The sequence below is a fragment of the Streptomyces sp. NPDC096132 genome, assembly GCF_044763345.1.
Lineage (GTDB): Bacteria > Actinomycetota > Actinomycetes > Streptomycetales > Streptomycetaceae > Streptomyces.
In genome coordinates this window covers 591,005-609,969 of sequence record NZ_JBIWGA010000001.1, presented here as the reverse complement: position 1 = coordinate 609,969, position 18,965 = coordinate 591,005, and the positions used below count along the sequence as shown (strand labels likewise).

The 18,965-nt window shown below is 70.2% G+C and carries 17 protein-coding genes; 2 read left to right on the top strand and 15 right to left on the bottom strand.

Annotated elements, in window-relative coordinates; all coding sequences use genetic code 11:
• Positions 1–65 precede the first annotated feature (65 nt).
• The 6 genes from ACIRF9_RS02555 to ACIRF9_RS02530 all read right to left on the bottom strand — a co-directional run bounded on the left by ACIRF9_RS02555 (position 66) and on the right by ACIRF9_RS02530 (position 4,214).
• Positions 66–737 (bottom strand): histidine phosphatase family protein, encoded by a 672-nt coding sequence (locus ACIRF9_RS02555; protein ID WP_403815097.1) that lies wholly within the window; start codon positions 735–737, stop codon positions 66–68.
• Positions 734–1,180 (bottom strand): ribosome silencing factor, encoded by a 447-nt coding sequence (gene rsfS, locus ACIRF9_RS02550; protein ID WP_403815094.1) that lies wholly within the window; start codon positions 1,178–1,180, stop codon positions 734–736. The genes ACIRF9_RS02555 and rsfS overlap by 4 nt, the downstream gene beginning before the upstream one ends.
• A 91-nt stretch (positions 1,181–1,271) precedes the next feature.
• The gene (locus ACIRF9_RS02545; protein WP_403815091.1) at positions 1,272–3,056 is read right to left on the bottom strand and encodes a LytR C-terminal domain-containing protein; all 1,785 of its coding nucleotides are present in this window, start codon (positions 3,054–3,056) and stop codon (positions 1,272–1,274) included.
• 16 nt (positions 3,057–3,072) lie between these two features.
• Positions 3,073–3,699, bottom strand: coding sequence for a nicotinate-nucleotide adenylyltransferase (nadD, locus tag ACIRF9_RS02540; protein WP_403815088.1), 627 nt, complete (start codon positions 3,697–3,699; stop codon positions 3,073–3,075).
• Positions 3,700–3,787: 88 nt separating this feature from the next.
• Positions 3,788–3,952, bottom strand: a complete 165-nt coding sequence (locus tag ACIRF9_RS02535) for a hypothetical protein (protein WP_403815085.1) — start codon at positions 3,950–3,952, stop codon at positions 3,788–3,790.
• Between the two features lie 109 nt (positions 3,953–4,061).
• A complete protein-coding gene (locus ACIRF9_RS02530; RefSeq protein ID WP_403815082.1) occupies positions 4,062–4,214 on the bottom strand; it encodes a hypothetical protein in 153 nt (50 codons plus the stop codon).
• Between the two features lie 145 nt (positions 4,215–4,359).
• On the opposite strand from ACIRF9_RS02530, the gene ACIRF9_RS02525 reads away from it, so the two are divergent.
• Positions 4,360–5,499 carry a M48 family metallopeptidase gene (locus ACIRF9_RS02525; protein ID WP_403816090.1) on the top strand — a complete coding sequence of 380 codons (1,140 nt, stop codon included), beginning with the start codon at positions 4,360–4,362 and terminating at the stop codon, positions 5,497–5,499.
• A 25-nt stretch (positions 5,500–5,524) separates the two neighbouring features.
• Here ACIRF9_RS02525 and ACIRF9_RS02520 read toward each other — a convergent pair whose 3' ends face one another.
• The 5 genes from ACIRF9_RS02520 to proB all read right to left on the bottom strand — a co-directional run bounded on the left by ACIRF9_RS02520 (position 5,525) and on the right by proB (position 10,558).
• The gene (locus tag ACIRF9_RS02520) at positions 5,525–6,595 is read right to left on the bottom strand and encodes a hypothetical protein (protein WP_403815079.1); all 1,071 of its coding nucleotides are present in this window, start codon (positions 6,593–6,595) and stop codon (positions 5,525–5,527) included.
• A 134-nt stretch (positions 6,596–6,729) separates the two neighbouring features.
• On the bottom strand, positions 6,730–7,323 hold the full coding sequence (locus ACIRF9_RS02515; RefSeq protein WP_403815077.1) for a hypothetical protein: 594 nt from the start codon (positions 7,321–7,323) through the stop codon (positions 6,730–6,732).
• Positions 7,324–7,436: 113 nt separating this feature from the next.
• Positions 7,437–8,723: a glutamate-5-semialdehyde dehydrogenase gene (locus ACIRF9_RS02510; RefSeq protein ID WP_403815075.1), complete on the bottom strand. Its 1,287-nt coding sequence runs from the start codon at positions 8,721–8,723 to the stop codon at positions 7,437–7,439.
• A gap of 88 nt (positions 8,724–8,811) precedes the next feature.
• Positions 8,812–9,291 carry a hypothetical protein gene (locus ACIRF9_RS02505; RefSeq protein WP_403815072.1) on the bottom strand — a complete coding sequence of 160 codons (480 nt, stop codon included), beginning with the start codon at positions 9,289–9,291 and terminating at the stop codon, positions 8,812–8,814.
• Positions 9,292–9,451: 160 nt separating this feature from the next.
• Positions 9,452–10,558, bottom strand: a complete 1,107-nt coding sequence (gene proB / locus ACIRF9_RS02500; RefSeq protein WP_403816087.1) for a glutamate 5-kinase — start codon at positions 10,556–10,558, stop codon at positions 9,452–9,454.
• Between the two features lie 236 nt (positions 10,559–10,794).
• Between proB and ACIRF9_RS02495 the strand changes: the two genes are divergently transcribed.
• On the top strand, positions 10,795–12,189 hold the full coding sequence (locus ACIRF9_RS02495; RefSeq protein ID WP_403815069.1) for a polysaccharide pyruvyl transferase family protein: 1,395 nt from the start codon (positions 10,795–10,797) through the stop codon (positions 12,187–12,189).
• Positions 12,190–12,282: 93 nt separating this feature from the next.
• Here the strand turns inward: ACIRF9_RS02495 and ACIRF9_RS02490 are convergent, their stop codons facing one another.
• The 4 genes from ACIRF9_RS02490 to ACIRF9_RS02475 all read right to left on the bottom strand — a co-directional run bounded on the left by ACIRF9_RS02490 (position 12,283) and on the right by ACIRF9_RS02475 (position 18,909).
• Complete coding sequence (locus ACIRF9_RS02490) at positions 12,283–13,512, bottom strand: glycosyltransferase family 2 protein (RefSeq protein WP_403815066.1); 1,230 nt, start codon at positions 13,510–13,512, stop codon at positions 12,283–12,285.
• A gap of 175 nt (positions 13,513–13,687) precedes the next feature.
• Entirely contained in the window at positions 13,688–15,790 is a 2,103-nt protein-coding gene (locus tag ACIRF9_RS02485) for a hypothetical protein (RefSeq protein ID WP_403815064.1), read from the bottom strand.
• 159 nt (positions 15,791–15,949) lie between these two features.
• On the bottom strand, positions 15,950–17,449 hold the full coding sequence (locus tag ACIRF9_RS02480; protein ID WP_403815060.1) for a D-ribitol-5-phosphate cytidylyltransferase: 1,500 nt from the start codon (positions 17,447–17,449) through the stop codon (positions 15,950–15,952).
• 227 nt (positions 17,450–17,676) lie between these two features.
• Entirely contained in the window at positions 17,677–18,909 is a 1,233-nt protein-coding gene (locus ACIRF9_RS02475) for a hypothetical protein (protein ID WP_403815057.1), read from the bottom strand.
• Between the last annotated feature and the right edge of the window lie 56 nt (positions 18,910–18,965).

The window sequence follows — 18,965 nt, the reverse complement described above, 5'->3', positions numbered from 1 at the left end:
CTTCCCGCTCCGCGGGCCGAACAAGAAGAACTTTAGCCTGCGACCTGCCAGAAAGTGAAATCGGCTCAGTCGTCGTCGCCGAGCACCGGTTCCGGCAGGGTGCCGGCGTTGTGCTCGAGCAGGCGCCAGCCTCGGGCGCCCTCGCCGAGGACGGACCAGCAGCAGTTGGAGAGGCCGCCGAGGCTCTCCCAGTTGTGCGCCTCCAGGCCGAGGAGACGGCCGATGGTGGTGCGGATCGTGCCGCCGTGGCTGACGACGACGAGGGTGCCGTCCTCGGGGAGCTTCTCGGCGTGCCGCAGCACGACGGGCGCGGCGCGGTCGGCGACCTCGGTCTCCAGTTCGCCGCCGCCTCGGCGGACGGGCTCGCCGCGCTTCCACGCCGCGTACTCCTCGCCGTGCCGGGCGACGATCTCCTCGTGCGTCAGCCCCTGCCACACACCCGCGTAGGTCTCGCGCAGGGCCTCGTCGTGGGTGATCTCCAGGCCGGTGAGCGCGGCCAGCTCGGCGGCCGTGTCCGCGGCGCGCGAGAGGTCGGAGGCGACGATGGCGTCGGGCTTGAGGGAGGCGAGCAGCCGGGCTGCGCGGCGGGCCTGGGCCACGCCGGTCTCGGTCAGCTCGACGTCCGTGGTGCCCTGGAAGCGGCGCTCCACGTTCCAGGCGGTCTGGCCGTGCCGCCAGAGGATGACGCGGCGGCCCCGCCCCGGCCGGCCCCCTGCGGGCTGGGCGGGGGCGCTCACCGCAGCTCCCCGAACCCGGCGGTGTCGTCCTCCTCGGCCCGCAGCTTGGCGTACTCCGCGGCCTTGCCCTTGGTGGCCCGCGCGTCCTCGGGCAGCTCCAGCTCCGGGCAGTCCTTCCACAGCCGCTCCAGGGCGTAGAAGACGCGCTCCTCGCTGTGCTGGACGTGGACGACGATGTCGACGTAGTCGAGCAGGACCCAGCGGGCCTCGCGGTCGCCCTCGCGGCGCACCGGCTTGGCGCCGAGCTCCTTCTGGAGCCGCTCCTCGATCTCGTCGACGATCGACTTGACCTGACGGTCGTTGGGTGCGGAGGCCAGCAGGAAGGCGTCCGTGATCGACAGCACGTCGCTGACGTCGTAGGCGATGATGTCGTGCGCGAGCTTGTCGGCGGCCGCCTGGGCGGCGGTGGTGATGAGCTCGATGGAGCGGTCGGTGGCGGTCACTACGTGGCTTTCCGTCGGCGGTCGTTTGCCCTCAAGGGTCTCACGGACCGCCGACGGCACCCCACGTGATTCAGGGATCACCGGGCCCCGGCTACGACGACGAGGGTTCGTAGTCCTGTCCGAGCACCACCGCCACGTCGGCGTTCCCGGCGACCTTGCCCTTCTTCACGGCGCTGGTGGGCAGGCCCAGGGTCTTGGCGACCTCGGTGGCGTTCTCCTTGCCGGCGTCGTCCGTGTAGAGCACCTGGGAGGTGCCCTGCGTGCTCGACGCCGTGCCGCCGTCCAGGAAGGTGAAGCCGCCGTTGAGGAGGACCACGCGCGCGTCCTCGGTGTCGGCCTTGGTGCCGCCGGCGTTCTGGACGGAGACGCTGACGGCCGCGTCCTTGTCGGGGCTCTTCGCGGTGCCGCCGAGGACGTCCTTGACGACGTCGGCGCCGGCCTGGGCGCTGAGCGTGCCGTCGGCCTGGACGGGCAGCAGGGCGGTCTTGTAGTCGCCGCCCTTGGCGAGGTCGGAGAGCTTGGCGAGGAAGGTGCCGAGGTCCTTGTCGGTGAGGGAGGGGTCGAGGATCTGGGCGAGGGTCTGCACGGTGGTCGTCGCCGCCGACGCGTCGGAGGAGATCTTGCGCAGGACGCCCTGCATGACCTGGCCGAACCGCTCCAGCTGGGCGTTCTGGGCCTCGCCGGAGGCGCGGTAGGTGGCGTAGGCGACGGCCATCTTGCCGCTGAGGGTCTGGTCCTTGCCCTTGTTGACGAGGGGGGCCTGGCCCTTCTTCTTGGCGGCCGGGTCGGGGACGTCGGTGTCGGTGTCGACCTCGATGTTGCCGACGAGGTCGACGAGGTTCTGCAGGTAGGGGGTGTCCAGGCGCCAGGTGCCCTCGATGTCGGTGCCGAGGACGGTGTCCAGGGCGTCCCGGGTGCCCGCGGAGCCGTCGTCGTCGACGGACTTGGCGAGGGTCGTCGTGGTGCCGTCCTCGTCGGTGAGGACGAGGGAGTTGGGCAGCAGGACGGTGGTGCCCTGCTCGGTGGTGGTGTTGTCGACGAGCAGCGCGGTGGCGGTGCCGCCCCCGGAGGTGTTGTGGAGGTGGACGACGACCACGTCGCGCTTCTGGGCGGCGCTCGCGGGGGTGGCCTCGGTCTTGGAGCCGGAGGAGGACGACAGGCCGGGCAGCTTCCCCGCGTACCAGAGGTAGCCGACACCGCCGACCGCGACCAGGGCGAGGACGACGACGAGCGCGATGAGCCGGCTGCGGGCGCGGCGCTTGGCCTCCTCGCGGCGCTCGGTGCGGTTCTCGGTGAAGTTCAGCCAGTCGATGACGTCCTCGGAGTCGCCGTCGGGCTCCTCCACGAACGCGAACTGTCCGGTGTGGTACTCCCGTTGGGGCCGCTCGGAGGAGTCGGGACCGCCTCGGCCGTCCACCTCGTCCTCGGCCGGGCCGGCCTGCTGCGGGATGTAGGCGGTCTGTTCGGCGGTGCGGGGCTGCTCGACCCGGGGCTGCTGCCCGCTGGTGGCGGTCTGCCCGTAGGGGTCGTAGGGGGCGGCGGTCGCCGGGCCGCCCTGGGCGGGGTGGGAGCCGGTGCCGTAGGGGTCGTAGCCGGTGGGGGCCTGGTGGCCGCCGGTGTCGTACGCGGGGGTGGCCGGCTGCCGGCCCGTGTCGTACGGGTCGTAGCCGGGCGTCTGCTGCGTGCCGCCCGTGGCGTACGGGTCGTACCCGTAGCCCTGCGGGTTCTGGTGCCCCTGCTGCCCGTACGGGTCGTAGGCCTGTTGCTGGGGCGGCTGGGAGGACGTGACCTGCCGGTAGACCGGCCGGCCGTACTCGTCGTAGCCGACGAGCTCGTACTGGTCGTCCCCGTACCCCGCGTCGTATCGGTCGTTCACCGGTACCCCTCTCGGCTCACTCGCCGCGGTACAGCTCGCGCTTGTCGATGTAACGCACGACTCCGTCCGGCACCATGTACCAGATGGGGTCGCCCTTGGCGACTCTCGCACGGCAGTCCGTCGAGGAGATGGCGAGCGCGGGAACCTCCACGAGGGAGACGCCGCCCTCCGGGAGACCGGGGTCCGTGAGGTGGTGGCCGGGCCGGGTGACCCCGATGAAGTGCGCCAGGGAGAACAGTTCCTCGCTGTCCCGCCAGGTCAGGATCTGGCCGAGGGCGTCGGCACCGGTGATGAAGAAGAGGTCGGTGTCGGGGTTGAGGGCCCGCAGGTCGCGCAGGGTGTCCACGGTGTAGGTGGGGCCGCCGCGGTCGATGTCGATGCGGCTGACCGAGAACTGGGGGTTCTCGGCGGTCGCGATGACCGTCATCAGATAGCGGTCCTCGGCCGGGGAGACCCTGCGGTGGCTCTTCTGCCACGGCTCACCGGTCGGGACGAACACGACCTCGTCCAGGTGGAACTGCGCGGCGACCTCGCTGGCCGCCACGAGGTGTCCGTGGTGGATCGGATCGAACGTTCCGCCCATGACGCCCAGGCGGCGCTTGCCCGGGTTCGACGGGCCGGTAGGCATGTCCTGCTCTCCCATGCGTGCAGACCCTACCGGCCCGTCCTGAGGGCACCGGACGACCGATGCCCGAAATGCCACGGTATGGACGGCATGGATATGGAGTGCCTCAGCGGTCGCGGTTGAAGCGGGTGGTGACCCACAGCAGGAGCAGCAGGATGAGGAACGCGGCGCCGCCGGTGACCAGCGGGTTCAGGCTCTCGTGGTTGCCACCGTGCTCCTCGCCCTCGGCGGCGAGGGTGACCAGCTGGGCAGCGGCGCTGTGAAGACTCATCGTCGGCAGGACCTATCCGGTGAGGGCGGGATGAAGATGTCGGCCCATCGTAAGCGGGGCGCTCGGTCGCGATCACGCCGACTCCGCCATTGGGAACCTTGCCGCGTCCTCAGTCGTCTTTCCGCTTGTAGCCCCGCAGCAGGAACCACGCGGTGAGCGCACAGCCCAGGATCATCACGATCAGTACGACACGGAGCAGATTCCCCGCCCCCTGCTGCTGGGCGGCCTCGGTCAGCCAGGCGGCTGCGGGGTGGTGCTCCATGGCGCGGGACTCCTTCGGTGTGGTGCCCGTCCACGGTAACTCCGCCTAGGCTGGGCTCTGCTTCGGGGGCGCAAAGGGCCGCACAAGGGTCCGCAAAGGGCGGACCGCACAACCGAGGGCCACACAGACGCACATGGGGGAGTACATGTCCGACGACGGCCGCCAGAACAACGGCTCCGAGAACGTGCCGAGCAGGCAGCGCAAGCGGTTCCCCGGAATCTCCTCGCGTGCGTACGAGCACCCGGCCGACCGCTCCGCCCTGGTGGCGCTGCGCAAGCTGAGCGGTTTCGACACGGTGTTCAAGGCGCTCAGCGGGCTGCTGCCCGAGCGGAGCCTGAGGCTGCTGTTCCTGTCCGACTCGGTGCGGGTCTCCGACCAGCAGTTCACGCACCTCAACGACATGCTGCGGGACGCCTGTTACATCCTGGACCTGGAGAAGGTCCCGCCGATGTACGTCAACCAGGACCCGCAGCCGAACGCGATGTGCATCGGCCTGGACGAGCCGATCATCGTGGTCACCACCGGGCTCGTCGAGCTGCTCGACGAGGAGGAGATGCGGGCCGTCATCGGCCACGAGGTCGGCCACGCCCTGTCCGGGCACGCGCTGTACCGCACGATCCTGCTGTTCCTGACCAACCTCGCCGTCCGGGTCGCCTGGATCCCGCTGGGCAGCATCGCGATCATGGCGATCGTCACCGCGCTGCGCGAGTGGTTCCGCAAGTCGGAGCTGTCCGCCGACCGCGCCGGTCTCCTCGCCGGGCAGGACCTGCGGGCCTCGATGCGCGGCCTGATGAAGCTGGCGGGCGGCAACCACCTGCACGAGATGAACGTGGACGCGTTCCTCCAGCAGGCGGACGAGTACGAGGCGGGCGGCGACCTGCGCGACTCCGTGCTGAAGATCCTGAACGTCCTGCCCCGCACGCACCCCTTCGCCACGGTCCGGGCGGCGGAGCTGAAGAAGTGGGCCGAGTCCCGCGACTACCAGCGGATCCTGGACGGTCACTACCCGCGTCGGGACGAGGACAAGGACACCTCGGTCTCGGACTCCTTCCGTGAGTCCGCCTCCCACTACGCGACGAGCGTGAAGAGCTCCAAGGACCCGCTGATGAAGCTGGTCACCGACATCGCGGGCGGGGCCGGCGGCCTCGGCGGCCGGGTCCGGCGCGGCTTCGACGGCTTCACCAGCTCGCCTTCGTCGGACGACCGCTCCAACGGCTCGCCGAGCGGCGACTCGGACGGCCCGGCGGACGGCCCGGCGGACGCCCCGCGACGGGACGAGGACTGACGGCTCCCCCTCCCTCCGGCCCGCTCTACACCTTCGGCTGGGCGTTCGTCGCCAAGGAGCCGCACAGGGCCGTCGCGCTGCCCGTGGCATAGGGGTCGGTGCCGGCCGGTCCGCCCGCCTTGGCGGTCTGGCCGGCCAGCAGGGGCCTCAGCTGGTTGGTGGAGTCCTCGCCGCAGGAGAGCGGGCCCGCCTGGACGTAGGACACGATCAGCTGCGTCTGGTGGGTGCGCAGGTCGTCACGGTCGAAGCGGAACTGCAGTTCGCGGCGGACGGTGAAGAGGGAGGCCGGGGTCTTGGCGTCGGCACCGGCGGGCCGCAGGGCGTACACGAAGGTGTGGTCCGCGGTCACCTCCAGGGTGGAGGAGTCGGTCTCGGCGGCCGTCAGGGTGCCCTGGACACGGATCTTGCGATCGGCCAGCTCGGCCTGGGAGGCGTCGAAGCGGACCAGCCAGCCGGTCGGCGCGTGCCGGCCGTCGGCGGCCGGGTGGCTGAAGCTCTCGTCGAACTGGTCGAGCTGACCGGCGTCGATCAGCCCGCGCACCGGCTGCACCTGCTGCCCGGTGAGCACCTCCGGATAGAGCGAGGAGCGTACGAGGTACTCCTTGGCGGTGGTCAGGGCGGTGACGACCTGGCTGTCGGAGAAGTGGGCGGTGCGCCGGGAGGCGGGCAGCGGAATCCCCTCGGCGCCGACGCGGAACTGCGCGGCGGGGCTGTGGGCGAACAGCGCCTCGGTGTCGGCCGTGCCGGGCACGGCGCTCTGCGGGGCGAGCGGGATGACGGTCATCCGCAGGGGTTCCGCGGGCCGGCGCGTCGCGGAGTTCTGGTACGGGTTGCGTACGCCCATGTAGATCGCGGTGCCGAAGGCCACGGCGATCAGCAGGACCAGGATCAGGGCCTGCCGGGACAGGCCCCGATGCAGGGGCGGGCGGCGGCGTACGGCAGGCGCGTGGTCGGCCATGCGCTCCTGGGCCGAGTACTCCTGCAGGCGGGCAGCACGGACGAACGATTCGTCGAAGACGACGGATCGGTACTCGTCCTCTCCACCTCCGGGAGTGCCCTCGGGTGTCCCCTCCGGTGGGTCTCCAGGCCCGGCCATACTTTCAGAGTAGGTCGCGCGGAGCCCAGGTAAACGCCCTGCTGCGCGACAAGTTCTGACAGGTTCTCACCAGGTTCGACGCGCCGGACGACCCCTGCTTCCCATGCCGGACGGCCCCCGGGCCGCCTCCCCCCTCAGGGGGTGCGGGGAACCGCCGAGACGGGTGGCTGGGAGTAGTCGGCGGACGCGGAGGGCGGCGCCGCGCTCCCCTGCTCCAGGCCGGTCGTGGCGGGCGGCGGCACCGGGTCCCGGCTGCCCGAGGAGGCGCCCCGGTAGACCGCGGCGAAGGCCAGCGCGACCATGCCGACGCCCATGACGACGGCGAGCATCCAGGCGACGGGGCGGTGCCAGCGGACCTGTTTGCCGTACAGCCCGGAGGCGCCGTAGCGCCCCTCCGGGTAGTCGGAGTCGTCCAGCTCGTCGAGGTCCGGATCATGGCCGAAATCGCCGGGGCCGTACGCGTCGTCGTAGTGGTCGCCGCGGGCGCGGGCCCTGCGGGCCTCGGCCTCGGAGGCCTCGGCTCTCGCCTCGGCGGCGGCCAGGAGGCGTTCGACGGCGGTCGGCTCGTGCACCACGGCCGCCCGTACGAAGGCCTCGTCGAAGACCACGGAGGCGAACTCTTCGTCCGACACCCCGCGGTCGTGGTCGTCGTCGGGCTCCCAGCCGTCAGGGAACGGCGTGCCCCCCACGTCCTCCGGCACGGATCCAGAGTAGACCTGGGGGGTCAATTTGGGCAGACGGTATGGAAATTCATCCGCCAGATGAGACGCCTTTCACGCGGGGCGCGCGCAGACCGGACGCGCCTGCCACGCGCATATGCGCCCCTGCGGGGAGGGGTCCGTCAGCGCCGTACGTGCCCGTCGCCGGTGACGATGTACTTGGTGCTGGTCAGCTCCGGGAGGCCCATCGGGCCGCGGGCGTGCAGCTTCTGGGTGGAGATGCCGATCTCCGCGCCGAAGCCGAACTGGCCGCCGTCGGTGAACCGGGTGGAGGCGTTCACGGCCACCGTGGTGGAGTCCACCAGCTGGGTGAAGCGGCGGGCGGCCTGCTGGGAGGTGGTGACGATCGCCTCGGTGTGGCCGGAGGTCCACAGCCGGATGTGCTCGACGGCCTTGTCGAGGGAGTCGACGACCGCCGCCGCGATGTCGTAGGAGAGGTACTCGGTCTCCCAGTCCTCGGCCGTGGCCTCCACGACGGTGGCCTTGGAGTCCTTGGCGTACGCCATGACCCGCTCGTCGGCGTGGACGGTGACCCCGGCCTCGGCGAGGGCGTCCAGGGCGCGGGGCAGGAACTCGGGGGCGATGTCCTGGTGGACCAGCAGGGTCTCGGCGGCGTTGCAGACGCTGACCCGCTGGGCCTTGGAGTTGATCAGGATGTCGATCGCCATGTCGAGGTCGGCCTGGGCGTCGACGTAGACATGGCAGTTGCCGGTGCCGGTCTCGATCACCGGGACGGTGGACTCGGAGACGACCGTCCGGATGAGGGAGGCGCCGCCGCGCGGGATCAGCACGTCCACCAGGCCACGGGCGCGCATCAGCTCACGCACGCTCTCGCGGCTCTCGCCGGGCACCAGCTGGACGGCGTCGGCGGGCAGGCCGGCGCCGCCGACGGCGTCGCGGATCACCCGGACGAGGGCGGTGTTCGACTCGTAGGCGGAGGCGGAGCCGCGCAGCAGGACCGCGTTGCCGGACTTCAGGCAGAGGGCGGCGGCGTCCACCGTCACGTTCGGGCGGGCCTCGTAGATGATGCCGACGACACCGAGCGGGACGCGGACCTGGCGCAGGTCGATGCCGTTGGGGAGGGTCGAGCCGCGGACGACCTCGCCGACCGGGTCGGGCAGCGCGACGACGTCCCGGACGTCGGAGGCGATGGCGCGCACCCGCTCCGGGGTGAGGGTAAGCCGGTCGACGACCGACTCGGCGGTACCGGCCTCGCGGGCCTTGGCGATGTCCTTGGCGTTGGCCTCGACGATCTCGCTCGTACGGACCTCCAGTGCGTCCGCGATGGCGAGGAGCGCGTCGTCCTTGGCGGCCCGGGGCAGCGGCGCGAGATCGGCGGCGGCGGCCTTGGCACGGTAGGCGGCCTGGGTGACCGGGGACATGGAGTCGTACGGCGAAAGCGTGGTCATACGGGAAGGGTAGTGCGCCGGGCGGAAGGGGCCATGTTCGTCCACGGGCCGTCCCAAAAAACGAGACGGGGCCGGGACCGGCCCGGGATCAGAAGGGGTGGACCCCCACGGGCGTCGCCGGCGCCGGGCCGTAGCCCTCGGCGATGCGCTGGTGGTAGGTCTGGCGGTCGATGACCTCGAGGCCGACGATCTCCCAGGGCGGGAGCCCGGCGGTCTGCCGGTGCTCGCCCCACAGACGCAGGGCGACGGCGGCCGCGTCGTGCAGGTCGCGGGCCTCCTCCCAGTACCGGATCTCCGCATGGTCGGGGGCGTATCTGCTGGTCAGGAGGAAGGGGTGGTCGTGGGCGAGCTGTTCGAGGGCCCGCCGGACCTCCTGGAGCGGGGCCTTCTCACCGGAGACGCTGAGAGTGACGTGCCACAGCCGGGGGGCGTCGGAAGGGCGCGTGCTCTCGGGCTCCTCGCGCTCCTGCGCCCGGTAGCGCTCCCCCGCCGCCACGCTCGTGAGGGCCCGCTCCTCACCGCTCGTACTCCCACGGGCCGCCGCCACCCCAGGGCGCACTCGTCTCACGACGGCCTCCTTTACGCAGCGCTCGTGCGGAACGTGTCCCGCGGGTTGTGTCACTGAGACAAAGTTGAGCAGGCCGCACGGCTCCTTGGGGCGGTTTCACGGAACGTCCCCCACCGGTACGGACCGTTCGGGGCCCTCGGGAGACAGCCGTTCGACGGCCTCAGGGGTGAAGGATCACCAGGTCGTCGCGGTGGACGACCTCCCGCTCGTACTCCGCGCCCAGCTCGCGCGCCAGCTCGTGCGTGGACCGCCCGATCAGCCGGGGGATCTCCTTGGCGTCGAAGTTGACGAGACCACGGGCCACCGCGTGTCCGGCGGTGTCGCGCAGCTCGACGGGGTCGCCCGCGCTGAACTCCCCCTCGACGCCCGCGATCCCGGCCGGCAGCAGCGACTTGCGCCGCTCGACGACCGCGCGCACCGCCCCGTCGTCCAGGGTGATCGAGCCCTGCGGGGTGGAGGCGTGCTGGAGCCACAGCAGCCGCTCGGCGGAGCGTTTGCCGGTGGGGTGGAAGTAGGTGCCGGTGTCTCCACCGGCGAGGGCGTCGGCGGCGTGCACCGCGCTGGTGAGGACGACGGGAATGCCGGCGCCGGTGGCGATCCGGGCGGCCTCGACCTTGGTGACCATGCCGCCGGTGCCGACGCCCGCCTTGCCGGCGCTGCCGATCTCGACGTGCGCGAGATCGTCGGGTCCGCGCACCTCGGCGATCCGCGAGGTGCCCGGCCTGCTGGGGTCGCCGTCGTAGACGCCGTCCACGTCGGAGAGCAGGACCAGCAGGTCGGCGTGGACGAGGTGGGCGACGAGGGCCGCGAGACGGTCGTTGTCGCCGAAGCGGATCTCGTCGGTGGCGACGGTGTCGTTCTCGTTGACGATGGGGAAGGCACCCATCGCGAGCAGCTTGTCGAGGGTGCGCGAGGCGTTGCGGTGGTGAGCGCGGCGGCTCATGTCGTCGCTGGTCAGCAGCACCTGGCCGACGCGGACGCCGTAGCGGGCGAAGGAGGCGGTGTAGCGGGCCACGAGCAGGCCCTGGCCGACGCTGGCGGCGGCCTGCTGGCGGGCCAGGTCCTTGGGACGGCGGCGCAGACCCAGCGGGGCGAGGCCCGCGGCGATGGCGCCGGAGGAAACGAGGACAATCTCACGTTCGCCGCCGCTGCGGCTCTTGGCGAGGACGTCGACGAGCGCGTCGACCCGGTCGGCGTCCAGGCCTCCGGACGCGGTCGTCAGCGACGAGGAGCCCACCTTGACGACGATCCTGCGGGCCTCGCCCACGGCCTGCCTTGCCCCTGCCACCTTGTTCTTCGTCTCCTCGCACCGCCGGCCGACTCCTCTGGCAATCTACGCGAACGGGCCCCGGGACCGCGCGCGAGTTCCACTCCCCGGACGGGCATCCTCCAGTAACCGTTTGCTCACGCGTTGCGTACGGCAAAAGGGATGTGTCGGTTCCACATGGAATCTGAAGGGAATACAAATTTATTTTGAAGTTTGTGTCACCTACAGTTCGCCCTGTGAAGCGCATACTCCTCAGGTCGGGGAAGAGCCCCTTCGACGTGGTCCCCGTCGAGGAAGCCCTCCACCGCGACGTTTTTGCCACCAATTCCGGCAACCTGATCTTCAGTGACGCCGCCCACAAGATCCTCACCGTGCCCGGCAGCGCGGAGGTCGTGTCCAACGGCATCGCGACCCAGGTCCACGCCGCGGCGCGGATCAACGAGGAGTACGACGCGTTCGTCGTGCCGCTCGCCAACGCCTTCCGGCCGACGTTCGAGGGGCCGCTCAAGCGGCTGACGCAGCTGATCTCGAAGCTGAAGATCCCCGTGGTGGTGCTGGGCGTCGGCGCGCAGGCCGGCCTGGACAACGACCCGGCGCGACTGAAGGCGATGGAGCCCACCGTGCGGGCCTTCGTCTCCGCGGTCCTGGACCGCAGCGCCTCCATCGGCGTCCGCGGCGAGTTCACGGCGAAGTACCTGACCGACATGGGCTTCCGGGACGTCGAGACCATCGGCTGCCCGTCGCTGTTCATGCACGGTGACACGCTCCCGGTGGAGAAGCGGGCCGCGTCCCTCACCCGCGAGTCGAAGATCTCGACCAACGGCTCGCACACGGCGGTGCGCGGGGGCCTGAGCAAGATCCTCGCCCGCACCCACCAGCACTACCCGAACCTGCGGTACATAGGACAGAACCTCACCGACGCCCGCCAGCTGTACTGGCGCGACGTCGACTCCCCGGCGGGCAGGGTCCGGGAGATGCCGAGCCACCCCGACCACCCGATGTACCGGGAGGACAAGGTCCGGGTGTACATCGACCCGGTCACCTGGATCGACGACCTGAAGGAGTTCGACTACTCGTTCGGCTCCCGCATCCACGGCAACATCGCGGCGCTGCTGGCGGGCACGCCGGCGACCGTGCTGGCCTTCGACTCGCGCACGCTCGAGCTGTGCCGCTACTTCGAGATCCCGCACCGCCTGCTCAACGAGGTGCCCGAGGACATCGACCCGGCCGAGCTGTACGAGGAGGCCGACTTCTCGGCGCTGACCGGCAACCACCGGGAGCGGTTCGACCGGTTCACCGCGTTCCTGGACAAGAACGGGCTGGAGAACACCTTCACCCACGGCGACGGCGGCGTGGCCTTCGAGAAGGAGCTGCGGGCGCTCAGGTTCCCCGCGGGCGTACGTCCCTGGATAGACGCGGACCTCGCGTCGCTGACGAGCCGGTTCGGCTGGCTGCAGCAGCGCATCACCGAACTGGACACCACCAACGCGCAGTTGAAGCGGGAGCTGGCGAAGTCCCGGACGGCCGGGGCGAAGGCGGCCGCCAAGGCAGCCGCCACGGCGGTCCCGGCGCCCTCGATCTACCGCCGTGCGAGACGCGTGGTGGGACGCGCGCTGAAGCCGTCGAAGTAACCCCTGCTGCGTCCGCCGTAGCGTCCTCGCCGTATACGACAGGGCCCGGTCCCCCCACGGGACCGGGCCCTGCCCACGTATGCGAGCCGACGCTCAGGCGGCCACCCGGCCGCGCGGCCCCGTCACGCGCTTCTTCAGCCGCCGCAGTCTGCGCCGCACCTTGCGGGTGGCGCCGCGCAGGAAGGTCTCGGCCGGGGTCTCGCGCCAGCCAGGGTAGGCCTTGGCCTCGCGCGGTTCGGCGAGGTAGACGCGGTCGGGGACGCCGGCCTTGCGGGAGCGGTAGCCCGGGTAGCCGAGGTAGAGCTGGCTGCCGCCCTTCTTCAGGACGGCCTTGGGCTCGCTCTTGGCCTTCATGAACTCCAGGACGTCCACCAGGAGGTCCGGGCGCTGCATGGCCACCAGCTGCAGCCGCAGCCGCTCGTGGACCTTGAGGCGCTGGGCGACGCCCTCGTTCCAGTAGGCGTCCATCAGCGGCTTGGCGAGCTCGAGCTTGGTGCGCCGGATCTCCTCGTCCTGCCGGAGGAAGACCGGGCCGAACTGCGGCAGCAGCGTGACGAGGAACGGTCGGACCATGAGCACGTCCCGCTTGGGGCCGGGCGGGAGCATCCGCTCCAGCAGGCCCATCAGGGCGCGCGCGGAGTCGAAGCGCAGCTTGTAACTGCCGCTCTTCGTCACGTGCTTGCCGTCGTCGCGGCCGACCAGGTAGTAGCAGGTGTAGTCGGCGACTATGGAGACGCCGTCGGCCCGCAGATAGGCCTCCATCGTGAACAGCGCGTCCTCGCCGGTCCACAGGGACTCGTCGAAGCGCATGTCGTGACGCTCCAGGAACGCGCGGCGGAACAGCTTCTGCGCGCTCAGCGTGAACTTGATGTTGGAGGAGAAGACGTCCGTACGGTCCCGGTTCTTGCCCCACATCGACTTGGGCGCGTTGCGGTTGACGCCCTCGACCTTGCCGAGGACGACGTCCGTGGCGTTGTGGTCGGCCATGGCGACCATGCGCTCCAGGGCCTCGGCGCCGAGGCGGTCGTCGGCGTCGAGGAAGAACACGTACCGCCCGGTGGCCTTGGAGAGGCCGACGTTGCGCGGGCCGCTGGGGCCGCCGGAGTTCTCCTGGCGGATGACGGTGACCGCCATGGGGGCGCGAGCGGCGAACTCCTCCAGGTAGTCCCCCGTACCGTCCTTGGAGCCGTCGTCGACGGCGATGACCTCGATCCGCGCCGGGTCCAGCGTCTGTGCCTCGACGGATGCCAGGCACTCGACCAGATACGGCATCGCTTCGTACGCCCCGATGACCACCGTGACGTCAGGCTGCGCAAGAGTCACTTTTCCCTCTCATCACGCAACGGTTCCCCCTAGTCCACTCTTCAGATACTCGATAGACGGTTGACAGGCTGAACAGGTTGTCTCGCTCCAGGCATGTGTTCCACCTCACAGAATGCCCGAAAGGCCCGGTCCCCGGAGAGCGCCTCCGGGGGCCGGGCCTTTCGAAACAGGGACGTCAGCCGGTCGTAACACCGTTGGTCAACTCCGCGCCTCCACCGGCCGCTTCCTCCGCCGCGGCGGCCCGGGACTCCTGGCCGACGTTGCGGGCCTCGGCCTTCAGGGCGAGGTTGGCGATCGCGGTGTTGAACTGCTCCAGGGAGGTCGGCTCGTCGGGGCCGAGCAGGTACTCCTTGATCTCCTTGCGGTCCTCGGCCAGCGTGTCGGCGGCCGGGTCGCGCACCGCGTCGAGCAGCTGGTCCAGCTCGGCGGCGCTGTTGGTGAGGATCACGGCGGCACGCACGGCGGTGTTCTGCCGCTTGAACTCCTCCTCCCCCAGCTCGGCGGAGTCCGTGACCGCGTACGGCTTGCCGCTCGCGATGAAGTCGGAGACCACGCTGGAGATGTCGGAGACCATCGCCTCGGAGGCGTTGAAGCAGTCGTACAGACGCGGTTCGGCGCCGGTGATCACCCGGTGCTCGAAGTCGGGGAAGCTCCGCCAGTAGGCGTCGTTCCACTCGGCGCGCAGCCGGGCGGCCTCCTCGTGCTTGCGCATGTCGACGATGCCGTCGCGGCTGGTCACCGCTTCGTCGGCCTTCTCGTCGAAGGAGAGCGAGAGGTCGTCCAGACGGGCCTTGAGGCGGGTCAGGTCGGCCTTGGCCCTGGTCTGCGCGGCCGCGTCGGCCGTGAAGCGGGAGTCGGCGCCGCGCTGCTCGGCGGCCTTCTTGATCAGGGCGGTGATCCGGCGGTGCGCCGCCCCGGCCGCCCCGCTGCGGGTGCCGGTGAACGGGTGCGGCTTGTACAGGACACGGACCGGGGGCTCGGCCGCGACCAGCTTCTTCACGATGTTCTCGCCGGCCAGCAGGATCGAGGTGTTGCCCGGGTTGTCGTCCCAGCCCTCCCAGGTGGGCGCGTACAGGACCGTGGGGCAGCGTCCATCAGCGGCTCCGCCGCGGGGCTCCATCGGCGCGCCCGCCCACGTCTTGATGGGGGCGAGCTGCGGGCGGCCCACCTCGACGATGTCCTCGTCGCGGATGCCGACGTCGGCGATGGCGTAGCGGTCGCGGCCGGCCCGGCCGGCGGTCCACACCTCGTCGTACGCCTTGCTGAACGGGTTGACGCTGGCGAGCTTGTCGCTGTCGCCGTGGCCGATGAAGACGTGCTTCATGGTGGGCACGCGCAGCATGTGGATGTTCTTGCCGACGTTCGCGGCGTACAGCGTGACCCGCACCATGGAGAGGTCCATGTTCATCAGGTGCACCCCCCCGGGCACGCAGATGACGGGGACCGTCGTGGGCGCCATCCGCTCCAGGACGGAACGCTCACGCAGCACGATCAGGGGCCGGGAGTCCAGCTGCTCCATGGTCTCCAGCCACATGTTGACCTGGTAGGCGGAGTCCTTGGAGCCGGAGAAGTACAGGACCGTCTCCGGGCGGTACTCCCGCAGCCAGGCGCTGACCGTGGCCAGCACCTTGTCGGGCTTCGGCGGCAGCCGCCGGGCGCGCAGGTGCGGCACCAGCAGGACCACGTACAGCGCGCCGAGGGCCAGGGTGACGCCGACGCCGACGTAACCGGCGAGGTCGATGTCCGTGAGGGCGTAGACGAGCAGGCCGGCGATCGCCGCGAGGTCCAGATGGAGCATCTTCTGCGCGGCCCTGGTGAGCAGGCGGCGCGGCGGGGCGTCCGGGATGGTCAGCCGGGAGGCCAGGTCGACGTTGCGGGTCACGACCGGCATCTGGCGGCGCTTGCCGATCAGGGTGACCAGGGCGCCGTGCGGGGCCTGGAGACCGAAGAAGATCGTGAAGCAGGCGATCGCCGCGTAGAAGACCGGCTCCTCCGAGAGGTCGAGCCTGGCCAGCAGCAGGATGAGCAGCAGCTCGCGGACCAGGAACCGGGTGGACAGGCCGGCCCTCACCTTGTTCAGCAGGTTGATGAGGTAGGTGCCCTTGCGGTGGAGATAGAGGTCCGCCAGGTACGTCACGGCGGCCGCGGCGGCGAAGGCGGGGGTGCTCGGGACGAGCGCGGCCAGCATGAGGCAGGGGTAGCCCAGCATCATGAGGACCGCCGCGGCCAGCTCGGCCGCGCTGCCCACCCGGGCCACGCGAATGGCAGTGGATATCACGGAGAAACCTGCTCTGGGAGGGGTGCCGGTCATAGAAGCCTGAAGGTCCGGAAAATCCTTTTGTGAAGGTTTCGGGAGTTTTACGGATTCAGGCCTCTGTGAATTCTCCGTAAACAGGGAGCCACAGAGGCCTGAAATTCGATGGCTATTTGCGGGAGATTATGCCACGCCGTCCTGTCGGTCGAGCACCGAGGCCAGGGCCTGCTCGAAGCCGGAGGCCTCACCCGCGGCGGCCGTGGGGTCCTGCTGGCGAACGTCGATGACATGCCCGGTGAGCTCGGAGAGCAGCACGTCGAGCGAGGTGCGGGCGACGGCCTCGGAGGAGAGCAGGCTGCCCGCGGGTTCCTGGCCGAAGGCCTTGGTGCGCATGGGGGTCGCCGTGCGCTCCGGGTTGACGCAGTTCACACGGATGCCGTCGCCGGCCCACTCGTCGGACAGGGCCTGGGTGAGGTTCACCATGGCGGCCTTGGTCGAGGAGTAGAGGCTGTACTCGGCGCGGCCGCGGGTGTAGCTGCTGGAGGTGTACAGCAGCAACTGGCCCTTGGTCTCCGCGAGGTACTTGTAGGCCGAACGGGCGATCTGCACGGGCGCGAGGTAGTTGACCTTCAGCGCTTCCTCGATGGTCGCGTTGTCGGTCTCGGCCAGCTTGCCGATGCGCAGGACGCCGGCGGTGTTGACGACGTAGTCGATGCGCCCGGACTCGCTGTACGCCCTGGACAGCGCGTCGTCGACCTCCTCCGGGTTCTCGACGTGCGTGCCCGTGGTGGAGCGGCCCAGCGCGTACACCGTGGCGCCGTAGGACTCGGCGAGCTCGGCGATGTCCTTGCCGATGCCGTAGGAGCCGCCGAACACGACGACCGTCTTGCCGGTCAGCAGTTCGCGGTAGACCTCCTCGCCGTTCTGCTCGGGCGCGGCGGTGGAGGCCAGCTGGAACAGCTTGTCGGCGATGAAGACGTCGACCGGCTGAGTGACCTTCATGTTGTACTCGTCGCCCGCGACGACGTGGATCGGCACGTCCGGCAGGTACTTGAGGACGACGGTGCAGTCGTCCGTGGCCTGGAAGTTGGGGTCGCCCGCCGCCACCTCGTACGCGCGGCGGATGGTGGACAGCTTGAAGGCCTGCGGCGTCTGGCCGCGGCGCAGCCGGGAGCGGTCCGGGATCTCGGTGATGAACTCGCCGTCCTCGCCGTGCGTCCGGGTGACGATGATGGTGTCGGCGGACGGGATGGCGACGTCGACGGCCTGGTAGCGCTCCAGGGCCGCCACGCAGTCGTCGATGACGCGCTGCGAGAGCAGGGGGCGTACGGCGTCGTGGAAGAGGACGTTGACGTCCTCGCCCTCGGCCAGGCCCTCGCCCAGGGCGGTGATGGCACGCTCGGTGGTCTCGTTCCGGGTGGAACCGCCCTCGATGATCCTGGAGACCTTCTTGAACCCGGCCTTGGCGACGATCTTCTCGATGTCGGGCACATAGCCCGGCGCCATCAGCACGATGACGTCGTCGATGGAATCGGCCTTCTCGAAGGTGGTCAGGGTGTGCTCGATGACGGCCTTGCCTGCGATCTTCAGCAGCTGCTTGGGGATCGACAGACCCACGCGCTGACCGGTACCGCCGGCCAGGATCACTGCGGTCGTACGGGGCTTGGCTATGTGCTGGGACACCAGAAGACCTACCTTGGGGCGACAGGGAACGGGGAAATGGTCCCACTTGCGGTTACCGCGATGCAAGGTGAGCGCCCTTCGCTGCATATGTGCGCGCTACCCGCCATTCACCTTGAACCGCTGGTGATTGGTAAGACGCGTGCGGGACCCATGGGGATGCTCCCTGGAAATCCTGTGAGTAACTCCACAGGGAGTAAGCGATACCTGAGAGTGACGGCGGGGTGGGTTCAGCGGCGGCGCAGCCGCTTGAGGCAACGGTGCCCGAGGACGCGTACGAGTTCCTTGGACGACGTCTGGTGCACCCCGCGCGCTCCGGCTCTGGTCGACTGGGTCTCGGCCACCGCCGCGAGCGCCCCGTACAGGGCCTGAGCGGCCACCTCGGGCGCGATCCGAGCCTCCGCCGCCCCCTCCCGGGAGGCCGGTTTCGGTACGGCGGACAGCAGCTTCGGATCGCCGACGACGCGTACGCCCATTGCGGTGATGCGTTCGGCCATCTCGGCGCCGATCTCGGCGGCCGCCTCCACCGCCCACTGGGGAGTGGAGATCTTCACGTCCTGCACCGTGGGGCTGCACGCGTTCTTCATATGCATGACCGCGCCGTTGCGAATAAGTTTCGAATAAAGTTCGTCGGGCAGGCCATTGCCCCGGAATTCCTTATTAAGATTCCGCAGCATTTCGGTCTCGGCGAGGGTGAGAGAACGATTCGCGGTGTCCGGAACCGGCTGCAGGAGATCGGCCGGAAGACCGAGCAGTGTCTCGAAGGTGCGCATCAGCCCCTCGCGGTCCCGGTCGTCGACCACGACGACGGTGACCCGGTCGGCGCCGACCACCCGCACCCACCGCTCGACCAGCCGGTCGTGCCGGTGCCGCCGCCAGAAACTCGGATTGGGCTTCTCGTACGGGGCCTTGCGGAGCATGTGCTCCAGCCACTCCTCGTAGCCCATGCGCAGCCCGTTCTGCACGTACTGCTGCCACTGCGAGGGCATGATCTTCGCCAGCGGGCGCAGGGTGACCAGGACGTGGACGCGCTCGCCGCCGAGCTGCTCGACGACCCGCTCGATGGTGGCGTCGTCGGGGGCGTCGGCGAAGAACTCGCTGCTGATCACGGACGTGCTCCTACCGGTGGCGTCCACCTGTTCCAGCAGCTGCTGCCAGTGCCGTTCGGTGGGGGTGGTGTCACCGATCATCCCGCCCCGGGAGCAGGCGGCCAGCACGGCCTGCATGGGGTGTCTGCTCGCGGCCGGGAACTCGACGCCGTACTCCGGCATCTTCTCCTTGGCCCCGAAGAGGGCGCCCTGGATCGAGGTGGTCCCGGTTTTGTGCGGGCCGATGTGCAGCAGGCGGGTGCCGGCGGGCAGCGGGGCCGGTGCCGCGGTCAGCGGGGTCCGTTGCGCGGGCATGGCCGCGAGTTCCGCGCGCGCGTTCACCGGGGCGTCGTCTCTCGTACAGTCCGTCTCCATGGTCAAGGGACGGTAAGAGGTGTTCCTTAGCGTGCGCTGAGAGGAGCCTGGGACAC